This window comes from Lactobacillus porci, assembly GCF_009695985.1.
Lineage (GTDB): Bacteria > Bacillota > Bacilli > Lactobacillales > Lactobacillaceae > Lactobacillus > Lactobacillus absianus.
On record NZ_VUMX01000078.1, the window covers coordinates 1 to 1,184 of the forward strand.

The following is a 1,184-nucleotide window of genomic DNA, read 5'->3' on the forward strand; positions in this document are numbered from 1 at the left end:
ATTTCTCGCCTTCCGAAGTACATGCAAGAGGCTATATCGCCATCACTAGCAGCTTAATTGAATATTTACTGGCTAAACTATTGAGTTTTCAAGGCTTCATAGTTTTTTTGATGTGGGAAGTTTAAGTTAATTACAAAGAAGAGCAAAGCAAAACGCTTTGCTCTTCTTGCATATATAAGTGAATCTGTTTTTAATAGTAACATATTACTTAACGCAACTAACTGTATTTGTCTTGCAATAAAAAGTTACTCGTCTAACATCAGAATGAACTTTCTTTTGTGCTAACATTTGTAACTTATGTAATTCTTTCATTTTGTTACCTCCTAAAATTGTTTATTACAGTAAATATCTAATGAAATTAAAATTCAAGGGTTCATTTTATGTTTTTTTAATGTAAAATTTATCGTATAAATCGCTTCTTCCGCGAAATTTTCAATTGGAAGATTATGAAAAAATTGCAAGAGATAGAGAAAAGCGTTTTCTTCAATTTTAGCTTTTCCAATGATGAAATTTTGATAGAACAAGCTAAGCAAATGGAAATTTTATAGTTTTAAAAAGGTCGTGAGTATTTTGTATTATTCGGATTTTATCAAAAACAATCGAGTTAGGTTTATCACGATCATCTTGTTGGTTGTTAGCGGCAGCGCATTTCTAGCTGGCAACAACGCCTTGCTGACACTGCTGGGGGACAGCTTGCGCAAGGGCAATTTGTTGCTTTTCGTGGCAATTATTGGTATCAATTTTGTGGTTGATTCCATTGGCAGCGGTCTGTCTTATAGAGCTAATTATCTGTATGATAAACAGACGCAAGAGTATTTCCACAAGCTTCGATCTGCTGAAGTGGAAAAAATTTACAGCAGTGGTAACAAGGCACCGAAAGTTTCCAGCGTTCAAAACAGCTTGACCCAAGATTTAAACATGCTGGGTGAAAATTTCCTGGCTCCATGGCTGAAAATTTCCGCTTGTGGATTGGATGTAGTCCTTTCCTCAATCATTGTCTTTACCTATAACTGGCTTTTATTGCTGGTAATTCTGTTCCTTGCAGTGTTGATGTTTTGTAAGCGCCCAATAGCGCGGTATCTATCGACCTCTGTTCAATAGTCATATACTGTTCTTAACAATTGAATACGGAGGAACACGATATTATGACTGAACATCCAATCGTACCGCTCGAGCTGCCAAAG

General features: G+C 35.8%; 1 pseudogene. It reads left to right on the forward strand.

What is annotated here, in order from left to right:
- Positions 1 to 561 precede the first annotated feature (561 nt).
- A pseudogene (locus tag FYJ62_RS10530) lies at positions 562 to 1,098 on the forward strand (ABC transporter ATP-binding protein); the annotation flags it as partial.
- Between the last annotated feature and the right edge of the window lie 86 nt (positions 1,099 to 1,184).